The following is a 20,282-nucleotide window of genomic DNA, read 5'->3' on the forward strand; positions in this document are numbered from 1 at the left end:
AATAGCAAATGGAAATGTTAATTATCTTGTTTTGTATCTTAGTTTTTTGATTTGATTAAATAAATTCGTTTAAAAAATATATAATATTTGTTAAAAATAAATTTATGATTTATCTTTGGACAGAATTCACAAATAAAATTCCGGAAAACATGTTTGAATTTCAACAGTATTTAGGCTTTATACTTTTCTTAACCATTTTAACTATAGGTTTTTGGTTAATGTTCTTTTTAGTAGGATTTGTTCAATATTGGATTGGCGGATCTTTAATAGAAATGTACAAAGAAAAGAAAGCAAAAAGATTAGCTGAACAAGAAAAGTAATTTTCTTAGCTTAATAAAAAATCCCGATTCGTACGAATCGGGATTTTTTTATGTTTGGTCTTAATCAAAAACCCTCTAAAAAAGAGGTTTTGAAAGATTGTATATTTTTAGAATTCTCCACCACCATCTTGCTCTTGCATTTTTGGTTTTGGATCTTTATCTGTTTTTAATTTGTTAAATCTGTAAGTGAAAGAAACCGTAATTGCACGAACTCTCCATTGCATTTCGCTATATGAATTTACAGTTGGTAATTGTAAATCTTGAATTCTCTTTCTTGAATTAAAAACATCATTCACATTAAAAGCAATAGTTCCTTTGTCTTTTAATACATCTTTACTAAAAGCTAAATTCATAGCCGCAATTCCTTTGTTTTTACCTTGAGCCATTTTCTGACCTGCATTGTAATTCATATTTGTTTGCCAATCAATTTTATATGGTAAATTAATTTTAGATGTTATTCTTGCCGACCAAGTACTAGATTTGAAATCAAAATTTTGATTCACTAAAACGTTGTTTGAATTGGTAAATTGGTAATTTCCTTTGGTTTCATTGTAAAAATAATTTACGTTTGAGTTTAATTTCCACCATTTTTTTAATGAATAGTTTACCGTAAATTCTATACCAATTCTGTTGTCTTCACCTAAGTTAAAAGGCGAATTAATGATTACCGGAATTGTACCAATAAATCGACCGCTTTCTTTTCTAACCGTTTGGAAAGAATCTGTTGTATGATTATAGTAGGCTGAAGTACTAAATGTAATTTCATCCCATTTTCTTAAATAACCAATATCAAAAGCATCTGTAAATGCTGGATTCAATTTCGGGTCACCTATAAATAAGTTAGTATTACTTGTGTAAGAAGAGAACGGATTGATGAAACGATCTCTTGGTCTGCTGATTCTTTTACTGTAATTTAAAGATAAACTAGAATCGTCATTTAATTCATAAGTAAAGAAAAGACTTGGGAATAAATTGTTGTAATTTCTTTTGTTTAAATCGTTAGTTAACAATTGATTGATTTCTAAATTGGTGTTTTCAAATCGTAAACCTGCTAAAACAGATAGTTTGTTGAAAAATTTAGTTCCAAATTGTGTATAAACTGCAGTTATATTTTCAATATATTCGAAGTTGTTAGTGAAGCCAGGAATATTAGTATAAGGATCATTTTGTGCCACTCTTTCTAAAACTTCATAAACACTATTTGAATTGGTATAACTTCCTCTAGAACCTAATTCAAACTGCATGCCTTTACCAAGTGGCAAAACATAATCTGCTTGAAATAAGTTTCTATTTTGTCTTCCAATTTTAGATGTTTTTTCATCGGAAACAAACGCTCCAGTTTCTAAATAACTACCATAAATATTAGAAAATTCATCTTCTTTATTTAAAGAAATAGAAGCGTCGATTGTTAATTTATGACCATCTTTTTTGAATTTCTTTAAGAAGTTTGAACTGTATTCAATTGCTTCATTATCGTTTTCAGAAATGTTATCACGAAAACGGGTGAATAAAAACGTACTTCTATCCAAAGTGTAATTTTTATAAGTAACATCTTCAAAATTATTTCCACCATTATTTCTATAGTTGATACTATTTGTCCAAGTTGCCGATTTGTCTTTGTTTAAAAACACTTCCATTCCGAAGTTGACATTCGCCCCTTTACTGTAACGATCTGAAAATCTTCTTTCTTCAATATAACTGTTTTGTTCTAAATTTTCCTGATTAATTTTTGTTTTCCCAGGATTATTTCTATCATTATATGAAATAGTGGTAAATAAATTGTAAGTATCTGTTTTTGAATTGATGTTTGCAGAAATTCCATTGTTTCTTGGGTCTCCAGCAGTTGCTATAAGCGTTCCATTTAAACCTTTGTTTTTTCCTTTTTTAAGAATAATGTTTAAGATTCCACCACCACCTTCAGCATCATAACGCGCAGATGGATTGGTAATTACTTCTACTTTATCAATGGCATCAGCAGGAAGCATTCTTAAAGCGTCGGTAACATTTATCGCAGTTGAAGGTTTTCCGTCAATTAAAACTCTTACGCTTTCGTTTCCACGAAGAGAAATATTTCCTTCTACATCAACAGCAACACTTGGAATGTTATCTAAAACATCGCTAACTGTTCCACCTTTTACCATTAAATCCTGACCAACATTATAAACTTTTTTGTCTAATTTAATATCAACAGTTGTTCTTTCTCCACGAATCATAACTGTTTCAATTTGGCTGGATTCCGTTTCGAACAGAATGTTACCTAAATTGGTATCTACAGAAATGTTTTGGTTTAATTTTTCTTGAGTTTTATAACCTGGAAATTCAAATTTGAAGTCGTAATTTCCGTTATTTAATTCGATATTAAAATTTCCATTAGCATCAGCAGTTCCACCATTAACAACTATTTTGGTGTCTGATTTTGAAATTGTAATAATTGTGAATTCGACTGGTACTGAAGTTTCTTTGTCGATAATTTTGCCTGATAGAGTTACTTTTTTTAAAGAAACTTGCGAAAAAGCAGTTGTGCTTACAAGTAATAAAGTTAAAAATAGAATAGATTTTTTTAATAACATAGCGTAAAACAATTTACAGTACAAATGTACTGTTAGACTTAGCAAATAATTATTAAAACTATGTTAAATGATTTTATAAAATTTGCTTGACAAGTTGTGAGTTGTGGTTTTAAACTAGAACTAAAATTCCTGAAAAAAATGATTTATTAGTAGTGGAATAATTTACACTATCTTTAAGTATTAATTAAGAATAAAAAAGAAAATAAATGTTCAGACATAAAGGTAAAACCAGAAATTTAAAACACAATATTGGAATAGCTTCTTTGTTGTCTTTTGTGGCTGGAATTGTTAATGTTGTTGGTTTTTTAGCGGTTCAGAAATTAACTACTAATGTTACTGGACATTTTGCGTTTATGGTTGATGCAGCTTTTTCATTTCATTTTAATCAGGCACTTTTTTATTTTATTTATATTTTCTTCTTTTTATTTGGTGCTTTTTTTTCCAATTTTATCATTGAAATCACACAAAAAGTTACTGATAAAAATATATTCATTATTCCTGTTTTAATTGAAGCGATTCTTTTAACAATTATTGCTTTATTGAATTTTAACTATATAGTTCAACATCCAAATTTAATTGCTTGTTGTTTGCTATTTGCGATGGGATTGCAAAACTCTTTGGTGACAACTATTTCCAATTCAGTGGTTAGAACAACACATTTAACGGGATTATTCACGGATTTAGGAATTGAAATATCTCAGCTATTTTTTTATAAAACAGAAGAACAACGCTTAAAACTTTTTTCCTCAATTAAGTTAAGACTAACGATTATAACCACATTTTTTATAGGTGGAATTTTGGCTGGATTATTTTTTTCAACCAATAAAATGAAAACCTTATTGATAGCTTCTCTAATACTTATAATTGGCTTAATTGTAGATTATATTAATGTGAAACTTGACGAAACGAAATAACTATAAAACTTTATTAATCAATTCCGTTGGTCTTGCAACTACAGCTTTTTCTCCATTAATTACAATTGGTCTTTCTATCAATTTAGGAAATTGAATCATAGCTTCAATAATTTCTTTATCCGATAAGGTTTTTCCTTTGAAGTTTTCTGTCCAATCTTTTTCTTTGATTCTAACTAATTCAATCGGTTTAATATTTAGTTTTTTTATGATAGTTTCTAATTCTTTGAAAGTAGGAACGTTCTCTAAATAATTGATTACTTCAAATGGTTCATTCATGTTTTCTAAAAAACAAAGTCCTTCTCTTGATTTCGAACAGCGATTGTTGTGGTAAATGGTTAGCATAAAATATTTTTTTTGCAAAGGTAATAATTGTATTTTAGTGGACTTTAAAAAAACAAAAAATGTATATAGAACAATTGCAAAAATTCAAGATTAATTTGTGGACATACTTAGTCATTCCAATTGCCTTTTTAGGCTTAATGGCTTATAATTATATGGCTACTGAAGGTGTTGATACCAATACAATGATTAAGCAAACTATTGAAATGATTGGTATAAATGGAACATTTGTTATGTTGGTTTCACCTTTAGTATTTATGTTGTTAATCGTTTTATTCTACAATAAATTCATTCAAAATAATACGTTACGAATATTAACGACATCTCGACCAAAAATCGATTGGAAACGGGTGTTTTTTTCTTTTGGACTTTGGAGTTTAATTACAATTTTTACCACTGTGGTGAGTTATTACAATGCTCCGGAAGATTTCGTGCTAAATTTTAAACCTGAAAAGTTTGCAGTTTTTGTGATTTTAGCGATAATTTTAATTCCATTTCAAACTAGTTTTGAAGAATATTTATTTCGTGGACATATGTTGCAAGGATTAGGCTTAGCGACAAAAACAAAATGGATTCCGTTAGTTGTGACTTCTTTTTTATTCGGAATTATGCATATTGCTAATCCGGAAGTAGAAAAATTAGGAATGGTAATTATGTTCTATTACATTGGAACAGGTTTGTTTTTAGGGATTTTGACTTTAATGGATGAAGGTTTAGAATTAGCTTTAGGATTTCATGCGGCTAATAATTTAATTGGTGCTTTGTTAGTGACTTCAGATTGGTCGGCATTTCAAACACATTCTATTTTAAAAGATGTATCGGAACCAAGCGCAAATATTCAAATATTCATTCCGATTTTGGTTATTTTCCCTATACTACTTTACATTTTCGCTATAAAATATAAATGGAGCAATTGGAAAGAAAAACTTTTCGGAACTATCAAACCTATTGAAGTAGAATAATGAATCAATTTATTCATCCCGATTTTAAACTAAACGGAAAGAGTTTTTCTTACATCGAACTTTTATCTGAAGCTTTATATTTAAAAGAAAACGGACAATTATTTGAAAAAAATATTGGAAAATTTATTTTAGAATGGCTCAATAACGAATCGTTTGTTTTTGTGCAAACTTCAGGTTCTACTGGAAAGCCCAAAAAAATTGTGTTGCAAAAAACGGCGATGATGGCTTCGGCGAAAGCTACAGGTTCATTTTTCAATTTACAACCAAAAACTAAAGCTTTATTGTGTTTGTCCGCAGATTATATTGCTGGAAAAATGATGTTGGTTCGTGCCATAACTTTAGGGTTACATTTAGATACTGTTGAACCGAATAGCAATCCATTAGAAAATAAAAAATACGATTTTGTAGCAATGGTTCCGATGCAAGTGGCGAATTCTTTAGATCAATTGCATTTGGTTGAAACGTTATTAATTGGCGGAACAAAAGTAAGTTATCAAATGACAGAAAGTATTTTGAAAACAAATTGCCAAGCATTTGAATCGTATGGAATGACGGAAACGATTTCTCATATTGCTATAAAGCAAATAGGAGCGAAGCCTTTTACTATTTTACCCCATGTGAGTATTTCTGTTGATGAAAGAAATTGTTTAGTTATTGAAGCGTTAGAGCTGTCGCCAAATAAAATTAGTACAAATGATATAGTTGAGATTTTAAACGAAACGCAATTTATTTTAAAAGGAAGAATTGATAATGTGATTAATTCTGGAGGTGTGAAAATTTTCCCTGAAGAAGTAGAGGAAAAGTTAGCGAAATATATTTCAACTCCTTTTTTTGTGGCTAGTTTACCTGATGAGAAATTTGGAGAAAAACTAGTTTTGGTTTTAGAAGGAAAGTCTTTTGAAATTGAGAATGCTATATTTTCAGAATTATCAAAATTTCAGATTCCTAAGGAAATTGTCTTTGTAGATAAGTTTATGGAAACGGAAACCAATAAAATCAATAGGAGAAAAACCCTTGAGAAGTTGGCATAAAAAAAGTGCCACACTAATAAAAAATCCTGTTTTGTAATTAAATTCTTCTTTTTGCAGATTTTTTTCCAGTATGACACTAATAAAATACTTTATAACTAATTAATAGTTTAAGTTGTTTTGAAAAGAGTAGTAAATTTATAAAAAAATTATTAAATACACAAACTTTTCGTTAATTTTTTTAATGTTCCATTTTGAAATTGTAATCTAAAGAGTGTTTTCCACTTCCATAGAAGGAGAAAAAGACACATAATAAAAGGGCAACACTTGATTGTATAAAGTTAGAGAGTATAAATTCTCCGAAAAAATTAATTAGTACGGCGCATAAAACAATTGGTAATTGAAACCAAATGGACCATCTGGTAAAGAAGCCAAGTACAATCATAAATCCACCAATCATATGAGCCATAGCAACGTAATGAATTATCATCATTTCACTTCCATAACCTCTAAATGAACTTAAAATTTCACTTAAATATTGCTTATTGGTAATAAAGGTTGCGCCTTTAATAAATAAAAACACGCCTAATGCAATTCTGACAAAATCTAATGGGTAAGATGTGTGTGCGTTTGCCCATTTGTTCAAATGTTTAATAGTAGTAGCCATAGATAATAGATTTAAAATTACAATCTAAGTTACTAAAAATTAATTGATTATAAATTATTTTTTTATTTTTTTTCTACCGAAATAAAAAACTGATTTGTTTTTACTTCAATGTTTTCTAATTCAAATTTCTTATCAATTTTAATTTCTTGTTTTGAATTGGTTGGATGTAATCGTATTGTTTTTTCATTAATTATAATATCTACAGGCATTTTGAAGTCGTTATTTACATTTTCCCATTTGTAATTTAATTTGCCTCCAGATTTAGATAAAACTAATTTTGGAATTTTTGTTGTCGTTAAATATTGATTAAAAACAGAAGTTAAATCGATACCACTTGCTGCATTAAAATAATCAACTACTGTTTTTGTATCAATAATTTGTTTTTTATAGGTTTCAGAATAATTGTATAATAATTTCCACCATTTTGCATCGTCATTAATGATGTGACGAATTGTGTTTAGCATTAATGCACCTTTGTAATACATATCGCCACTGCCTTCTTTGTTTACACCAAATTGAGCAATAACTGGACGGTCATTTTGAACACTTCTCGATTGTCCGTTTACGTATTTAATAGCTTCATCATATCCTTTGACACATTCGATAAAAACGGTTTCAGTATACGTTGTAAAACCTTCGTGAATCCACATATCGGCAATATCTTTACTTGTAATACTGTTTCCAAACCATTCGTGACCCGTTTCGTGAATCGTAATATAATCGAAAAACATTCCAGCTCCAGTTCCAGATATATCCATTCCTAGATATCCTTTTTTATACTTATTACCATAAGCAACAGCACTTTGATGCTCCATACCTAAATAAGGAGTTTCTACCAATTTGTAACCATCTTCGTAAAACGGGTATTTTCCAAATTTCGATTGAAAGCAATCCATCATAGGTTTTACATCATTGTCAAAGTGTTTACGTGCTGTTTCTTCGTTGTAACGTAATACATAATAATCTAAATCTAAACCTTCGTGATTGTCGTGAATATGCACATAATCGGCAATATTTACAGTAATATCATAATTATTAATTGGATTTTTCACTTCCCAATCCCAACGTGTATATCCATTTTTTAAATCGGTAGAACCTAAAAATCTTCCGTTAGAAACATTCATTAATCCGTTCGGAACAGCTATTTTCATACTTGCGCCATTATCAGGTTCGTCTGTTTGAGAATCTTTACATGGATACCATAAACTTGCGCCAGTTCCTTGTACAGCTACACCAATCCATGGATCTTGTTTTTTATCTTTTGTAAATACGAAACCACCATCCCAAGGTGCATTTTTAGCAATTACTGGATTTCCAGAATAATTGAATGTTATGGTTTGAGTTGTTCCTTTTTTTAATTCTTCAGGAAAATCTATAAAAACAGCGTTGAATTCTCTTTTATAATTTAGCTTACTATTTTCCCAAACAATCGATTCAATTTTCATGTTTTCAAACAAATCTACTTGAATTTTAGACGTGTTATCATCCACTTTAAAAATGATTTCGTTGTATCCAACAATTGATTTTTCAGTAGGATTAATTTTGATATCTAAGTTATATCGCAATACATCATAACACGTGCGTTCTTCACGTAAACCACCTTGTAAAGAATCTTTACGAGAAAAATTTTGCGCTTCAATTTGATTGAAACCTAAAAAAGCAAGGGAAAATAATAGTGTTTTTTTCATAGTAGTTGGAATAAAAAAATCTACTAATTAGTAGTAGATTTTTGTGTTTTGTTACGTTTATTTTTTTTAAAAATTCAAGATTACACCTGAATCACACCTAAATTAAATTTTTTCTCAATAGGCGAGTGGTTCGCTGCTTCAATTCCCATAGAAATCCATGTTCTGGTATCTAATGGATCAATGATGGCATCAGTCCATAAACGAGAAGCGGCATAATACGGTGAAACTTGCGCATCATATTTTGCTTTTATCTTATCGAATAATTCTTTTTCTTTAGCTTCATCAACTACTTCTCCTTTATTTTTTAAAGAAGCCGCTTCAATTTGTGCTAATACTTTTGCAGCTTGAGTTCCACCCATAACAGCTAATTCAGCACTTGGCCATGCAAAAATTAATCTTGGGTCGTATGCTTTTCCACACATGGCGTAATTTCCAGCTCCGTATGAATTTCCGACAACCACTGTAAATTTAGGAACTACAGAATTCGAAACTGCATTTACCATTTTGGCACCGTCTTTAATGATGCCACCATGTTCCGATTTACTTCCTACCATAAACCCAGTAACGTCTTGTAAAAAGACTAATGGAATTTTCTTTTGGTTACAATTCGCAATAAAACGAGTGGCTTTATCGGCGCTTTCAGAATAAATAACTCCTCCAAATTGAATTTCTCCTTTTTTAGTTTTTGAAACCAAACGTTGATTGGCAACAATTCCTACAGCCCAACCATCAATTCTGGCATAACCCGTAATAATAGTTTGTCCGTAACCCGCTTTGTATTCATCAAATTCTGAATTATCCACCAAACGTTTGATAATTTCATTCATATCATATTGATCCGTACGTAATTTTGGTAAAATTCCGTATATATCTTTTGGCTCTAATGCTGGTTTTGCTGGTGTTTCTCTGTTGAATCCTGCTTTATCGTAATCTCCAATTTTAGAAACAATACTTTTAATTCTGTCTAAAGCGGCAGCATCATCTTTTGCTTTAAAATCGGTCACTCCTGAAATTTCGCAATGTGTTGTTGCGCCACCAAGTGTTTCATTATCAATAGTTTCACCAATTGCGGCTTTTACTAAATAGCTTCCTGCTAAGAAAATACTTCCAGTTTTATCTACGATTAAAGCTTCGTCACTCATAATTGGTAAATACGCTCCACCAGCTACACAACTTCCCATTACTGCAGCAATTTGAGTAATTCCCATACTGCTCATAATGGCATTGTTACGGAAAATTCTTCCGAAGTGTTCTTTATCTGGGAAAATTTCATCTTGCATTGGTAAGTACACACCAGCAGAATCTACCAAATAAATAATAGGTAAACGGTTTTCCATGGCAATTTCTTGCGCTCTTAAGTTCTTTTTTCCTGTAATAGGAAACCAAGCTCCAGCTTTTACTGTGGCATCATTAGCGACAACAATACATTGTTTTCCTTTGATGTATCCTATTTTTATGACTACACCACCAGAAGGACAACCGCCATGTTCTTCGTACATTCCATCTCCAACGAAACCACCAATTTCAATGCTTTTGGCATTTTCATCTAATAAATAATCAATACGTTCACGAGCTGTCATTTTTCCTTCAGCGTGTAATTTATCGATACGTTTTTGTCCGCCACCTAATTTTACTTTCGCAAATTTTTGCAGCATGTCTGAAACTAATAATTTGTTATGATCTTCGTTTTTGTTGAAATTAATGTCCATGTTGTTATAAATCTAATTCAAAGGTTTGTCTAAATAATTCTATTGTTGGGTTTAACTCTAAAAAATGTTTGTATTTTTCTTCGTTGGTATAAATTACTTTTGGTTTATAGGTTTCTATAACCGTAATTTTTATCTTGATATCGTAATTGCGTAAATTTGTTTTTAAGTAACCAATTAAATCTGAATTGGTGTTTTCAAAATCTTCTTTTGAGCCTTGGTTTGGGAATTCTAATAAAATATTTGTTCCCATTAAAACCGGTTTGCTCAATCTCATGTAGCTACAAAATAGCTTTTTTCCTTTAGCTTCTAAGATTTCGATATAATCGTTCCAATGTTTTATGGCGTCTTCTTGAGTGAATGGATCGGCTAGATGTTCGCCAATTGCTACCGTTTCTGTTTTGTTTTGATTCGAAACATCCGCTTTTTGTTTTAATCCTTTTATAGATAAAGAAGAAACTCTTTTACTTGGATCAATAGAAATAGTAGGAGGAAGCTTTTGCTGAATTTGTTCGATTTTCTCTTCAATTTTTTCTTCAACTTTTTGAATGGTTTCTACAGGAACAACTTTCGCTTCTGGTTGTGAAACGATTTCTGTTTGAATTGTACTTGTTGAAGGTTGAATTTCTTTCGCTTTATGAAAGAAATTTGAAGGAATTATAAAGTATTTAGCTTTTTTTTTTCGGCATCATGTGTTAATGAAGCCAATTGCATTAAAGTTAATTCTACAAATAGTCTTTGATTTTGGCTGACTTTGTATTTTAAATCACAATCATTTGCGGTTTCAATTCCAGCTAATAAAAAGGCTTGAGAAGCTTTTTGTGCTTGAATGGCAAATTGTTGTTGCGTTTGTTCGCTGACTTCTAACAACTTAAGTGTTACTGGATTTTTACAAACCAATAAATCTCTAAAATGAGATGCTAAACCAGCTATAAAATGGTGTCCGTCAAATCCTTTGGCTAAAATATCATTATAGGTTAACAGTAATTCTGGAATATTATTTTCTAAAATTAAATCGGTAACTTTAATATAGTAATCGTAATCTAACACGTTTAAGTTTTCGGCAACAGCCTGACGTGTTAAGTTATTTCCGCAATACGAAACCACTCTGTCAAAAATTGACAACGCGTCACGCATGGCACCATCTGCTTTTTGAGAAATAATACGCAACGCTTCTTCTTCAAACTGCACGTTTTGATTTTCGGCAATTCCCATTAAATAGTCTTTTGTGTCATTAATCGTAATTCGTTTAAAATCGAATATTTGACAACGCGACAAAATCGTAGGAAGAATTTTGTGTTTTTCTGTAGTTGCTAAAATGAAAATAGCGTGTTTTGGTGGTTCTTCTAAAGTTTTCAAAAACGCATTAAATGCAGAAGTTGAAAGCATGTGAACCTCGTCAATAATATAAACTTTATATTTTCCTGTTTGTGGAGGGATTCGAACTTGGTCGATAATACTTCTAATATCATCTACACCATTATTTGAAGCGGCATCTAATTCGAAAACATTGAAAGAAAAATCTTCATTTGGGTCGTCATAACCTTCTTGATTGATTTTTCGAGCTAAAATTCTAGCACAAGTTGTTTTTCCAACACCACGAGGTCCTGTAAAAAGTAAGGCTTGGGCTAAGTGATTATTTTCTATAGCGTGTAGTAAAGTATTTGTAATAGCCTGTTGCCCAATAACATCTTTAAATGTTTGAGGTCTGTATTTTCGGGCTGATACTATAAATTGTTCCATAGGTAATTCTCGATAGCAAATATAGATTTTAAAAGTAAAAAGTCAAAAGTAAAAAGATAAAAGTTATTAATAAATTTAAAAAAATCAATTTCAACTATTTTTTCAACACAGATTTGAGAATTTTAAAGAATTTTAAAATCTGTTCAAACTGTATTTTGAAAAAAAAAACTTCCAACTTCCAGCTTCCAACTCCTAACTTTAATTATCTTTGCCACGCAGACCGCCTTATCGTCGTTTCGATTTATCGGAAGGGAGGAAAGTCCGGACACCAAAGAGAAGTATAGCGGGTAACGCCCGTCACTCTGCCTCGTTTTTAGGAACGAGATGGGGGAGGACAAGTGCAACAGAAAGTATGTACAGGTTAAGCTGTAGTGAAACCAGGTAAACTCTATGCGGTGAAATTTCAAGTATATCAGCATTTAAGGGTTTCTCGTCCGTTGCTGAAGGGTAGAAAGATGGATTCCAAGAGTAATTTTGGAACTAGATAAATGATAAGGGCTCCGATTTATCGGAGTACAGAATCCGGCTTATAGGTCTGCATTTTTTTCTTTACTTATTGTTAATAATTCGTTAACAATTAATCTACTATTATTAATTACGTAACATTAACTTAACATTAGGTTTTTACTTTTGCACCGTAATTTAAACAAACTAAAAGATGGCCTTTAAAAACATTTTAAATTTTTTCTCTCCAAAAGACAAAACTTTTTTTCCTTTATTTGAGGATGCAACTAACAAGTTAACAAAAATGTCTGACGCTTTACATGAAGGTGTAAATGCTTCAAAAGCAGATAGAGAAAGTTATTTTAAAAAGATTGATGAGTTATTTGAAAGCATTGAGAAAATTTCTCACAGAATGAACATTGAATTGAGTAAAAACTTTATTACTCCATTTGATAGAGAAGATATTCACGCATTAATGACTACAATTGAAGATGTGGCTAGTAATTTGCAAGAAGCTTCTAACAGAATTAGAATGTATCAAGTAGAAAAAATTACGAAATCGATTAGAAAAATTACTGAAATTAATTTAGAAGCTTGTGGTTACATTGCAAAATCTGTAATGGAATTAAAAGATATGAAGAATTTCAAAAATATTTTTGATTCTGTTAAGAAAATCAACAAATTAGATAGAAAATCAGATTCAGTTTTTGAAAAAGCAGTTGCTGATATTTTCGAAAATGAAACAGATGCCAAAAATATTATTAAATATAAAGAAGTTTTAGCGTCATTAGATAAAGCATCAGACAAATGTAAATCTGTTGCAAGAGTATTAGAAGCAGTAGCTGTTAAACATTCTTAATTAAGTACTATGTTTACATTATTAATAGTAATTATAGTAATTGCATTGTTGTTTGACTTGGTAAACGGATTTCATGACGCGGCCAACTCAATTGCAACAGTAGTTTCTACAAAGGTTTTAACGCCTACACAAGCTGTAATTTGGGCAGCATTTTTCAACTTTATCGCCTATTGGGTTTTTGATATGAGTGTTGGAAATACCGTTGCCAAAACAGTAGATGGTTCTGTAATTAATCTTTGGGTAATTTTATCTGGATTATTAGCAGCAACAATTTGGAATTTATTAACTTGGAAATTAGGAATTCCTTCATCATCATCACATACTTTAATTGGTGGTTTTGCAGGAGCAGCCGTGGCACACGCAGGTTTTGGAGTATTAAATTTAGAATCTATTGGACTTACAGTTATATTTATATTTTTAGCACCATTTATTGGAGGAATCATTTCTTTCTTTATTGCAATGGTAACTATACAAAGAAATTTCGCTAAAAAAATAAGTATCTCTATAGCTATTTCAGCACTAACTGTTTATGTTACTTATGCTTTAAAAGACAGTTTAGATATTAAACCAATTATGATTTGGATTATTGGTGTACTTTTAGGTTTATTTATCTTAGTATACTGTTGGTATGAATTAGTTCATGGAAAAAATCCTTCGCATACTAAAGAAGGTAATATGTATAAAAAATTACAATTATTATCTTCTGCAGCCTTTTCATTAGGACATGGTGGTGCCGATTCACAAAAGGTAATGGGAATTATTTGTGCGGCTTGTATAGTTTATGCAAACGGATATAGAACGAGTCCTGATAAAAACATGCCAGAATTCGTAAAAGAATACAACTTATTAAATACTACTGAAGTTCTTCAGGTTGTTTATAAAAATGAAGAAGGAAAAGTTAAGAAATTCAAACCATCAGTTGGTGTTTTCGGAAAAGACACGGTCTATTTAGATGGTAAAAATATTTTTGATTTAACTACAGGAGAGAAAATTTATGAGGATGAGAAATTAAACTCAAAAGTTTCTACTGACAACCCTTTTATTAATCATTTGAAGAAAGAAGGAGTTAATGTTAATAATTTCAGTGAAATTGTTAGTACAGAAAAAAAATTAGAAAGAAAATCAAAAGTAAATACATCGAGTCATCCACTTACTAAATTAGAAGTATATTCGGATAAAAAAGAAGTAAAAGACGTTGTAACTAACGAAGTTATTTTTACGGATAAAACGATAAATCCAAAGTATAGATATGCCAAAATTTTCTCAAAATATCTTGATAAAGAAGGGAAACTTTTAGAAGGTTATAAATTAGAAACGAAAGTGACTAAAGATACAATGCCAACATGGATTGCTTTCGGATGTTACTTAATGATTGGAATGGGAACTTTAATGGGTGGTTGGAAAATTGTAAAAACAATGGGAACTAAGATTACCAAAGTAACACCATTAGAGGGAGTTTGTTCTGAAACAGCAGGAGCTTTAACTTTGTTTACAGTTTCTCAAATGGGAGTACCAGTTTCTACAACACACACTATTACTGGATCAATTATAGGAGTAGGAGCAACAAAACGTTTAAGTGCGGTGCGTTGGGGAGTTACAATAAGTTTGTTATGGGCTTGGGTATTAACTATTCCAGTATCAGCAATTATTGCTGCAATATTATATTACGTTACTACTTTATTCGTGTAATAAAAATAAATTATATAAAATACTTAATCCGTCCTGAGATAATCAGGACGGATTTTTTTTTTACAAAATTTCGATTGTTAAGAAATTGTAAATTACAGTTTTAAATACTTAAAGATAACTTAATATAAGATGTGTTAATACTCTGATTCTTAACATTAAATTTGCAAAAACAAAACAAAACAACAACTAATTCTTAACACAACAACGCAAAAACTAATGAAAAAAATAATTTACCTTCATTTATTTGTTTTTTTAATTTCAGGTCAAGTTTTTTCACAAGACAAACCAACAAATGACATCAAATTATCTACGTTACCTTACTTCAGTACAGGTAAAGGAATTGGTATAACCTCACCAGATAGTTTATATCAATTGAATATTAGATTTAGAATGCAAAACCGAGTGACTTATATTGAAAATGAAGGTGAAAACGGAGGCTATGATGCACAAATTAGAAGATTAAGATTACGTTTTGATGGTTATGTAGGAAGTCCAAAGTTTTTATATGCGATTCAACTGTCTTTCGCTCCAGGTGATGTTGGCGAAATAAAAGATGGAGAAAATATAAATATTATTAGAGATGCGGTTTTTATGTATCGACCAAATAAAAATTGGAACATTAGTTTTGGACAAACAAAATTACCTGGAAACAGACAGCGTGTTAATTCATCTGGAGGATTACAATTAACGGATAGATCTATTAATAATTCTCGTTTTACAATTGATAGAGATTTTGGATTTCAAGTTCATAATATGAATGAGTTTAAAGATAAGTTTTCTTATAATTTAAAAGGAGCTGTTTCAACCGGAGAAGGAAGAAACTCAACAGAAAAACCAGATGATGGAGTTGCAGTAACTGGAAAAATTGAAATCTTACCTTTAGGAGCTTTTACAAGAGATGGAACCTATTTTGAGGGAGATATTATGCGTGAGAAAAAACCGAAATTAATGTTTTCAGGAGCTTTCCAACAAAATAATCATGCCAGAAGAACTCAAGGTCAATTAGGGAATGATTTATTTGAAAAAAGAACCATGAAATCAGTACTTTTAGATGCGATGTTCAAATATAATGGTTTTGCTGCGATGTCTAGTTTTATGTCGAGAACCACTACAAAAAACGCGGTTACTTTTGATCCAGATGATATTACAAGTTCTAATTATGCTTATGTTGGTAACGGATTTGATTATCAATTGAGTTATAATACAAAATCAAACTACGAATTTATCACAAGATATTCCATTCAAAAAGTTGGAAAGGATATTAGAGAATTCGCACCAAATTCTAAACAAATATCTTTAGGATTAACAAGATATATTTGGGAACACACTTTTAAATTACAAACAGAAGTTGCTTATGATACTTTAGATTATTTTGATGGAACAACTAAAAACAATTGGTATTTACGTTTTCAGGTTGAAATCGGAATATAAATTCAATTCATAATTACAATTCAAAACGCCGATTTCATTTAAATCGGCGTTTTGTATTTAATCAATTGTTAAAATAAACTTAAAACTTCAAAATCTGAGTAACATAAAATAATTTCTCAGACAGATTAGTTAAACATTAACTAAACTAAATTTTATGATCAAAAAATCATTACAAATTCTTTTTTGCTTTTTTCTTCTAACAAGTGCAGAAACTTTCGCACAAAAGAAAGACAAAAAGAATAAGAAAAACTTACCTCCGGCTACAGCTGAAGCCAAAAAACCAGACGCTAAAAAAGAACCAAAACCTTATAAAAAAGTAATTGATTCTACTGCGGTTACACAAAAAGGATTAATTGATGTTCACAAAGTTGCGGATAAATATTTATTTGAAATTTCAGAATCATTAATCGGAAAAGAAATTATGACTATCACGAGATATTCTAAAACACCAGCTGGTGGAGGAATTTTTGGTGGTGAAGAAGTAAATCGTCAAGTAGTTCGTTTCGAAAAAGGACAAAATAATACGATGATTTTACGTTCGATAACGTATGTAATCATGACGCCAGATGAAGACAAACCCATTACAAAATCGGTTAGAAATTCAAATGCTGATCCAATTATCGGGATTTATGATATTTTAGCTTATAAAAAAGACGAATCTGGAAAAGAAAACACGGCAAGTGTTATTGATATGACAACTGCTTTCGATTCTGATTTACAAACGTTTTCTTTGAATTCTATCAGCAAGCAATTGTTGAGTATTCAAGCTTTTCAAAAAGATAAATCGTTTATTCAATTCGTAAAAAGTTTCCCAATCAATACAGAAATTAGAACGACTAAAACGTTTACAACTGTTGCTCCTCAAATTTCAAGAAATCCAACACCAAAAATTGGAGTGGATTTACCTGCTGGTTTAGATGCTGGTGTAGTAACTATGGAATTAAACACTTCATTTATTTTATTACCAGAAAACCCTATGCGTAAACGTTCTTTCGATAAAAGAGTAGGTTATTTTGCAAATGGATACGATGTTTTCGAAGAAGATTCTCAAAAAGCTGAAACAGATATTTTTGCTGTGAGATGGCGTTTAGAACCTAAAAATGAAGAAGACGCTCAAAGACAAAAAAGAGGGGAATTAATAGAACCTAAAAAACCAATTGTATATTATTTAGATCCTGCAACTCCTGATAAATGGAAACCTTTCATCAAACAAGGTATTGACGATTGGCAAGTGGCTTTCGAATTTGCTGGTTGGAAAAATGCTATTCGTGGTGAATATTGGCCAGAAAATGATCCTACTATGAGTTTAGAAGATGCACGTTTTTCTGTTTTAAGATATTTCGCTGCTGAAATTCAAAATGCTTACGGACCAAATGTTCATGATCCAAGAACAGGTGAAATTATGGAAAGTCACATTGGTTGGTACCATAATATTATGAGTTTATTACGTGATTGGTATATGATTCAAACAGCTGCAGTTGACCCTAAAGCAAGAAATAAAAAATTAGACGATAAATTAATGGGTGAATTAATTCGCTTTGTGGCGGCTCACGAAGTTGGACACACTTTAGGATTACGTCATAATATGGGTGCAAGTAACGCCACTCCTGTTGAAATGTTACGTAATAAAGATTTCCAAGCTAAAAACGGACATACTTCTTCAATCATGGATTATGCGCGTTTCAATTATGTAGCACAACCAGAAGATGGTGTAACAGATTTATTCCCAAGAATTGGAGATTACGACAAATGGGCCATCAAATGGGGTTACTCATATTTTAATGATGCGAAATCTGAAGATGCAGAAAAAGCGTTGTTAAATGAAATGACAAAAGAAGCTTACAAAAATAAAAGATTACAGTTTGGTACAGAAACTAGTCCGTATGATCCTCGTTTTCAAACAGAAGATTTAGGAGATAATTCAATGAAAGCTTCGGAATATGGTATTAAAAACTTAAAAAGAATTTTACCAAATTTAATTGAATGGAGTAAAGAAAAAGGGGAAGATTATTCTGAATTAGAAGGTTTATATAATTCTTTAGTAGGTCAATTCCGTAGATATATGGGGCATGTGACTAAAAACGTTGGTGGTATTTATGAAAATCCTAAAACGTATGACATGGAAGGAAACGAATACGAGATTGTACCTTCTGCGATTCAAAATGAAGCAGTTGCTTTCTTAAACGAACAATTATTTAAAACTCCAACTTGGTTATTAGATCAAAATGTTTTGGCTAAAATTAACCCAGATAATGGTGTAGAATTAATGAGAGGTATTCAAGATGGAACGTTATCTAACTTGTTATCTTTAGACAGAATGGCGCGTTTAATGGAAACTTCTTCTATGAATAAAGCCAATTATTCTATTGATGAATTAATGAGTGATTTAAAACGTGGAATTTTCTCTGAATTAAGAACAAATACTGCAATTGATGTATACAGAAGAAATTTACAAAAGGCTTTTGTATCGAAATTAATTGATGCGATTAGTTTAGATAAAAGTGCTGTAGCAAACTTTAACGGAAGAAAAATTGTTATTGCTGATACAGATTTACCTTCTATTGCACGTGGACATTTAATTGAATTAAGAAGTCAGTTAAAAGCCGCTAATGCTTTAGCAACAGACAGATTAAGCAAATTCCATATTGCTGATTTAGTGGCTAGAATTGACAAAGCTTTAAATCCGAATAGATAATAAAAAACGTCAATTCGAGTGTTTTTTATGAAGTGAAACGAAATAAAAAATGTATCGAGAATAGTTTTTTAATTAAAAAGCCTTCCAGAATTTCTGGAAGGCTTTTTTTATTCTCTGTCATTCTGAACTTGTTTCAGAATCTAGAACGGGATCAGAATCTCTAAAAATAAATGACTACTGATAATTTGCAAGATAATTTCAATACATTTGAAAGCACTAAAAAGTAGTGACTATACATAAGTTGCTCACAATGTTGCACCAATAAAATCTTAAAAAAAAGTTTGACAAATGAAAACAAATTTTGAAAAATTAATGGAGAGTAAGCATATGTTAGAATGGTTTTCTGACGAACCTTTTGAAGACATAACTTCTTCCGTTGAGGCTATATTTAAACGACAAGCTCCAAATACAAAAATGCTTAGTTTTGAGATAACAAGTGACCCACAATGGCTTACTGGAAACAGAAAATCTAAAAATAATGATAATATGATTTTAGTAAGAAGTGGTATGGCAGCTACTTGTAATTTTTCACTTGAGAATAATAATAAAATCCATGATCTTAAAGGTGTTTTAACTTGGGTTGGAGCAAATTTAGACAGCAACCCAATAAGACATATATGGATGAATTTAGATGGAACTTTACAAGAATTTGGAGATGAAGGAATGCTAAAAGAGAGAATCTATTATGAATCAGATTTATAAAACAAAACAATATTGAAAATGGAAACTGTATTAAAAATTGGAAATCATTTTTATGATTCAAAAGTTAAGCATTTAAATCTTAAATTAGGAGAATCTGTTAGCGATGCTAAGAATTTATTTAATTTACGAGAGTTTACAAATTTAAAATCTATATGTTTTGCAGATTCTGATTTGAATGATGAAGGCCTGGCTTTTTTATCAATTCTTAATCAGCTAGAAAGTCTAAATTTACAAGGCACCTCAATAACAAATGATGGTATTAAATACTTAGCTAAACTTGAAAATCTAACTGACCTTAGATTAAAAGAGAATCCTCAATTAACCAATGAATGTATACCACATCTGATTGAGATTGAAAACCTAGAAGATTTGCAAATTCATGAAACCTCAATTAACTATAAAGGTTTAGAAAAGTTAATTGTAATGAAAAATCTAAAAGACATTGTTCTTCAAATTTGGGATAATAATTTTACTTATAAAGAGCTTATAAAATTCTCTATAAGTATGCCCAACTGTATTATTCTAGCAAAAGGTAATGGAAAATTTCTCAATGGAAGTTTTGAAGGAGAATGGACAGATTAGATT

At 30.6% G+C, this 20,282-nt stretch carries 17 protein-coding genes and 1 other RNA gene; 11 read left to right on the top strand and 7 right to left on the bottom strand.

Translation table 11 applies throughout. The features are described 5' to 3' along the window. The first annotated feature begins 104 nt into the window (after positions 1–104). Positions 105–320, top strand: coding sequence for a hypothetical protein (locus tag G6N05_RS03180; protein WP_166124465.1), 216 nt, complete (start codon positions 105–107; stop codon positions 318–320). Between the two features lie 107 nt (positions 321–427). Here G6N05_RS03180 and G6N05_RS03185 read toward each other — a convergent pair whose 3' ends face one another. Next, positions 428–2,890 carry a TonB-dependent receptor domain-containing protein gene (locus G6N05_RS03185; protein ID WP_166125104.1) on the bottom strand — a complete coding sequence of 821 codons (2,463 nt, stop codon included), beginning with the start codon at positions 2,888–2,890 and terminating at the stop codon, positions 428–430. Between the two features lie 206 nt (positions 2,891–3,096). On the opposite strand from G6N05_RS03185, the gene G6N05_RS03190 reads away from it, so the two are divergent. Next, the gene (locus G6N05_RS03190; RefSeq protein WP_166125105.1) at positions 3,097–3,804 is read left to right on the top strand and encodes a YoaK family protein; all 708 of its coding nucleotides are present in this window, start codon (positions 3,097–3,099) and stop codon (positions 3,802–3,804) included. On the opposite strand, the gene arsC is transcribed toward G6N05_RS03190, so the two are convergent. Then, positions 3,805–4,146, bottom strand: coding sequence for an arsenate reductase (glutaredoxin) (gene arsC, locus G6N05_RS03195; protein ID WP_166125106.1), 342 nt, complete (start codon positions 4,144–4,146; stop codon positions 3,805–3,807). A 59-nt stretch (positions 4,147–4,205) separates the two neighbouring features. Between arsC and G6N05_RS03200 the strand changes: the two genes are divergently transcribed. After that, complete coding sequence (locus G6N05_RS03200) at positions 4,206–5,105, top strand: CPBP family intramembrane glutamic endopeptidase (protein WP_166125107.1); 900 nt, start codon at positions 4,206–4,208, stop codon at positions 5,103–5,105. Continuing rightward, positions 5,105–6,136, top strand: coding sequence for an AMP-binding protein (locus G6N05_RS03205; protein WP_166125108.1), 1,032 nt, complete (start codon positions 5,105–5,107; stop codon positions 6,134–6,136). The genes G6N05_RS03200 and G6N05_RS03205 overlap by 1 nt, the downstream gene beginning before the upstream one ends. A gap of 178 nt (positions 6,137–6,314) precedes the next feature. Here the strand turns inward: G6N05_RS03205 and G6N05_RS03210 are convergent, their stop codons facing one another. The 5 genes from G6N05_RS03210 to dnaX form a co-directional block, all read right to left on the bottom strand. Further along, positions 6,315–6,740: a DoxX family protein gene (locus G6N05_RS03210; RefSeq protein WP_166125109.1), complete on the bottom strand. Its 426-nt coding sequence runs from the start codon at positions 6,738–6,740 to the stop codon at positions 6,315–6,317. A gap of 62 nt (positions 6,741–6,802) precedes the next feature. After that, on the bottom strand, positions 6,803–8,428 hold the full coding sequence (locus tag G6N05_RS03215) for a M1 family metallopeptidase (protein WP_166125110.1): 1,626 nt from the start codon (positions 8,426–8,428) through the stop codon (positions 6,803–6,805). 80 nt (positions 8,429–8,508) lie between these two features. After that, complete coding sequence (locus G6N05_RS03220; protein WP_166125111.1) at positions 8,509–10,137, bottom strand: acyl-CoA carboxylase subunit beta; 1,629 nt, start codon at positions 10,135–10,137, stop codon at positions 8,509–8,511. Between the two features lie 4 nt (positions 10,138–10,141). Further along, positions 10,142–10,387, bottom strand: coding sequence for a DNA polymerase III (locus G6N05_RS03225; protein ID WP_166125112.1), 246 nt, complete (start codon positions 10,385–10,387; stop codon positions 10,142–10,144). A 404-nt stretch (positions 10,388–10,791) separates the two neighbouring features. Then, entirely contained in the window at positions 10,792–11,877 is a 1,086-nt protein-coding gene (dnaX, locus tag G6N05_RS03230) for a DNA polymerase III subunit gamma/tau (RefSeq protein WP_166125113.1), read from the bottom strand. 212 nt (positions 11,878–12,089) lie between these two features. Between dnaX and rnpB the strand changes: the two genes are divergently transcribed. From rnpB to G6N05_RS03265, 7 genes are all read left to right on the top strand, one after another. Then, an RNA gene (gene rnpB, locus G6N05_RS03235) (RNase P RNA component class A) lies at positions 12,090–12,423 on the top strand. A gap of 112 nt (positions 12,424–12,535) precedes the next feature. Further along, positions 12,536–13,180, top strand: coding sequence for a DUF47 domain-containing protein (locus G6N05_RS03240; RefSeq protein WP_166125114.1), 645 nt, complete (start codon positions 12,536–12,538; stop codon positions 13,178–13,180). A gap of 9 nt (positions 13,181–13,189) precedes the next feature. Continuing rightward, positions 13,190–14,869, top strand: a complete 1,680-nt coding sequence (locus G6N05_RS03245) for an inorganic phosphate transporter (RefSeq protein ID WP_166125115.1) — start codon at positions 13,190–13,192, stop codon at positions 14,867–14,869. 216 nt (positions 14,870–15,085) lie between these two features. Next, positions 15,086–16,300, top strand: coding sequence for a porin (locus tag G6N05_RS03250; protein ID WP_166125116.1), 1,215 nt, complete (start codon positions 15,086–15,088; stop codon positions 16,298–16,300). A gap of 154 nt (positions 16,301–16,454) precedes the next feature. Continuing rightward, a complete protein-coding gene (locus G6N05_RS03255; protein ID WP_166125117.1) occupies positions 16,455–18,995 on the top strand; it encodes a zinc-dependent metalloprotease in 2,541 nt (846 codons plus the stop codon). Positions 18,996–19,307: 312 nt separating this feature from the next. After that, entirely contained in the window at positions 19,308–19,697 is a 390-nt protein-coding gene (locus G6N05_RS03260; RefSeq protein ID WP_205729728.1) for a hypothetical protein, read from the top strand. 18 nt (positions 19,698–19,715) lie between these two features. Continuing rightward, positions 19,716–20,279, top strand: coding sequence for a leucine-rich repeat domain-containing protein (locus tag G6N05_RS03265; protein WP_166125119.1), 564 nt, complete (start codon positions 19,716–19,718; stop codon positions 20,277–20,279). The last annotated feature ends 3 nt before the right edge of the window (positions 20,280–20,282 follow it).

It is taken from the genome of Flavobacterium bernardetii (assembly GCF_011305415.1).
Classification (GTDB): Bacteria; Bacteroidota; Bacteroidia; order Flavobacteriales; family Flavobacteriaceae; genus Flavobacterium; species Flavobacterium bernardetii.